Source organism: uncultured Veillonella sp. (genome assembly GCF_934190855.1).
Taxonomy (GTDB): Bacteria; Bacillota; Negativicutes; order Veillonellales; family Veillonellaceae; genus Veillonella.
In genome coordinates, this window is record NZ_CAKPTN010000173.1 from 1 (window position 1) to 3352 (window position 3352).

At 40.8% G+C, this 3352-nt stretch carries 5 protein-coding genes; all 5 read left to right on the plus strand.

What is annotated here, in order from left to right; translation table 11 throughout:
• On the plus strand, positions 1-619 hold a 619-nt coding region (gene kdsA, locus Q0F90_RS08255; protein ID WP_296004662.1), incomplete at its 5' end, for a 3-deoxy-8-phosphooctulonate synthase.
• A gap of 11 nt (positions 620-630) precedes the next feature.
• Positions 631-1602, plus strand: a complete 972-nt coding sequence (locus Q0F90_RS08260; RefSeq protein WP_296004664.1) for an SIS domain-containing protein — start codon at positions 631-633, stop codon at positions 1600-1602.
• Positions 1602-2123, plus strand: a complete 522-nt coding sequence (locus tag Q0F90_RS08265; RefSeq protein ID WP_296004666.1) for an HAD family hydrolase — start codon at positions 1602-1604, stop codon at positions 2121-2123. The genes Q0F90_RS08260 and Q0F90_RS08265 overlap by 1 nt, the downstream gene beginning before the upstream one ends.
• Positions 2124-2137: 14 nt before the next feature.
• On the plus strand, positions 2138-3070 hold the full coding sequence (locus Q0F90_RS08270; RefSeq protein WP_296004668.1) for a lysophospholipid acyltransferase family protein: 933 nt from the start codon (positions 2138-2140) through the stop codon (positions 3068-3070).
• A partial coding sequence (gene lptC / locus Q0F90_RS08275; RefSeq protein ID WP_296004670.1) for an LPS export ABC transporter periplasmic protein LptC occupies positions 3057-3352 on the plus strand: 296 nt, incomplete at its 3' end. The genes Q0F90_RS08270 and lptC, both read left to right, overlap by 14 nt.

The following is a 3352-nucleotide window of genomic DNA, read 5'->3' on the forward strand; positions in this document are numbered from 1 at the left end:
CCGTGGCCCTGGTCTAGAAGAAGGTCTAAAAATGCTTGCGTCTATTAAGAAGGAACTCAACGTACCAGTTGTAAGTGATATTCACTCTATCGAGCAAATAGAGCCTGCAGCTGAAGTATTAGATATTCTTCAAATTCCAGCTTTCTTATGCCGCCAAACAGACCTTGTTTACGGGGCTGCAAAAACTGGTAAATGTGTAAATGTTAAAAAAGGCCAATTTATGGCTCCTAAGGACATGGAAAATGTTCTTAATAAAATGAAAGAAACGGGTAATGAAAATCTTATGCTCACAGAACGTGGTTTTAGCTTTGGCTATAACAACCTCGTAGTAGATATGAGATCATTCCCAATTATGCGCTCTTTCGACTACCCAGTAATTTTTGATGCTACTCATAGTGTTCAATTACCAGGTGGTGCAGGTACTAAATCTAGTGGTAATCGTGAGTTTGTGCCTAACTTGGCACGTGCAGCTGTAGCTAGCGGCGTAGATGGCTTATTCTTTGAAGTGCATGATAATCCAGAGGAAGCATTGTCCGATGGTCCAAACATGTTGTATTTAGATCAATTCGAAGCTGTGCTTCGCGATTTAGTAGCTATTGATAAAATCGTAAAAGGTTAGGGGCGGTATTTGTGACTATTTTAGAACAAGCTGCACAAGTGCTTCATGAGGAAGCTCGTGCTATCGAAGAATTAAGTTCTCGTTTGGATCACAATTTTGTAAATGCTGTAAATATGATTTTGGCTTGTAAGGGCCGTGTAGTATGTACAGGGATGGGTAAATCTGGTCATATTGGTCGTAAAATTGCGGCTACCTTGGCTAGTACAGGTACTCCAGCATTATTCATGCATCCCGGTGAAGGCGTACATGGTGATCTCGGTATGATTACAGAGGATGACGTAGTATTAGCCTTTTCTAATAGCGGTGAAACTGGTGAAATCATTAGTATTTTACCATCCTTGCGTCGCATTGGGGCTAAATTGATCTGTGTTGTAGGAAAACCAGAATCTACATTAGCAAAAAACTCCGACATCGTATTGTTGGCAGAGGTAGAACGGGAAGCTTGTCCATTAGGATTAGCACCTACTACTAGTACTACCGTTGCATTAGCACTTGGTGATGCATTAGCGGTATGCTTACTAGAACGTCATCATTTTACACCTGAAAACTTTGCTGTATTCCATCCAGGTGGTTCTCTAGGTCGCAAATTGTTGCTGACTGTGGAAAATATCATGCATGGTGGTGAAGATAATCCAACTGTATTCAAGGGTGCTACTGTTCGAGATGCACTCTTTGTAATGACAGAGAAAGGATTGGGCGCTACTAATGTAATCGATGAAGAAGGTCACTTATTAGGTCTTGTTACTGATGGTGATGTTCGCCGTGGTCTCGATTCTGGCAGTAACTTCTTGGAATGGCCTGTAGAGGATATGATGACTGCTATGCCTCGCACAATTACTAAGGACAAATTGGCTGCTGAAGCTCTTCACTTGATGGAGAAAAATCAACCACGTCCAATTACTGTACTACCTGTTGTAGATAGTAATAATGTATGTCTTGGCATTGTGCATATTACGGATTTATTGCGTAGAGGCATTGTATAATGAATATTCAATGGATTGTTCTCGATGTGGATGGCGTTTTGTCTGACGGATCTCTCGTTTATACATCGAGTGGAGAAGAGTTAAAATCTTTTTCTGTAAAAGATGGCTTAGGTTTAACGGCGGCTCGCAAATCAGGGATTAAACTTGCAATTATTACAGCTCGTATTTCCCCGATGGTTGAGCGTCGTGCTAAGGAGCTTCACTTTGATGCACTCCTTATGGGCCATGCTAATAAAACAGAAGCATTAAGAACTCTCTGTGCAGAACATGAAATCGACTTAGCGACGATTGCATACATGGGAGATGACCTCAATGATTTGGGGGCTCTTCAAATCGTTGGTTTACCAATGGCACCAAATAATGCGGTACCAGAGGTAAAACAATTGGCAAAATTTATTTCTACTGTTAATGGCGGTCAAGGTGCCGTAAGAGAAGCGGTAGAATATATCTTGAAGAATCAAGGATTATGGGAAACTGTCGTAGCAGACTATGCACGAGAGGCCCATGCTCATGGACAATAAAGGAGGTGGGCAGAATGAATAACGAATGGCAATACCATTTAGTTAAAGGCCTTAGTTGGCTTGTTTGCCGACTGCCGTACAAGCTCATTTTGCTCATAGGCGCTAGTTTAGGTCCTGTATATGGGCTAATAGCGAAGAAGCAAAAACTTAGAGGTATTAAAAATATCAAAATTGGCATGAACATGAATGATCAAGAGGCGGAACAATTAATTGATAGGCTGTTCAAAAATCTTGGCCGAAGTGTTATGGAAGTATTGTACATGCCAAACCTTACAAAATCCTTTATCGATAAACATATTGAAATGCGTGGTGTGGAATATTTAGAAGAAGCCATCGCAGAAGATAAAGGCGTTATTGTTCTTACTGGACATGTAGGCAACTGGGAATGGATGGGCGCTGCTATGGCGGCTCATGGATACCCATCTACTACCATTGTAAAAAAACAACCAAATGCTCAATTTACACGTCTCATGAATGAGTATCGTGAGATGGTAGGGCTTGATGTATTTGCAAGTGGTGGCAACGAAATCGTTTCCGCTGCAAAGGCCTTAAAAAAGAAAAAACTGCTTGGCTTCTTAGCTGACCAAGATGGATATATACATGGTTTACCAGTTCCGTTTTTAGGTCAAGAATCCTCAGCAGTTATTGGGCCAGCTACATTTGCGAAAAAATTTGGTTCTCCTGTAGTTCCAATTTTTGCATCTCGCAAGCCTGAAGGTGGGCATATTGTTCATATTTTACCAGCATTGCATTATATTGAAACTGGTGATGAAGATGCAGATATGTACCGTTTAACAGAAGAATGTGTACGTGTTACTGAAGACTTTATCCGTCAGCATCCAGATGAATGGCTTTGGTTCCAACATCGTTGGATGACTAAGATGGATCAAATTATTGATTATGATAAGAAGATAGCTGCACGGGAGAGGGCACATGAAAAACAATAAAAAATTAATTGCCATTGTGGCCGCTATAGTGTTGGCTTTAATTGGTCTTATCGTATACATTATGAAAGACTCTAATGAGGTTACTACCACTCAAAATCCGAGTGGTCAACTCGTTAATTTCCAAGGTGCTGACCTACAAGAGGAAAAAGATGGAAAGTTAGTGTGGGCCTTATCGGCTGAAAAGATTGAATATGACCCACGGACAAAGGCCATCGTTTTGACTAATTTGAAGGGTCTTTTCTATCAAGATGATGTAACTACTACTATTACAGCTCCTCATGC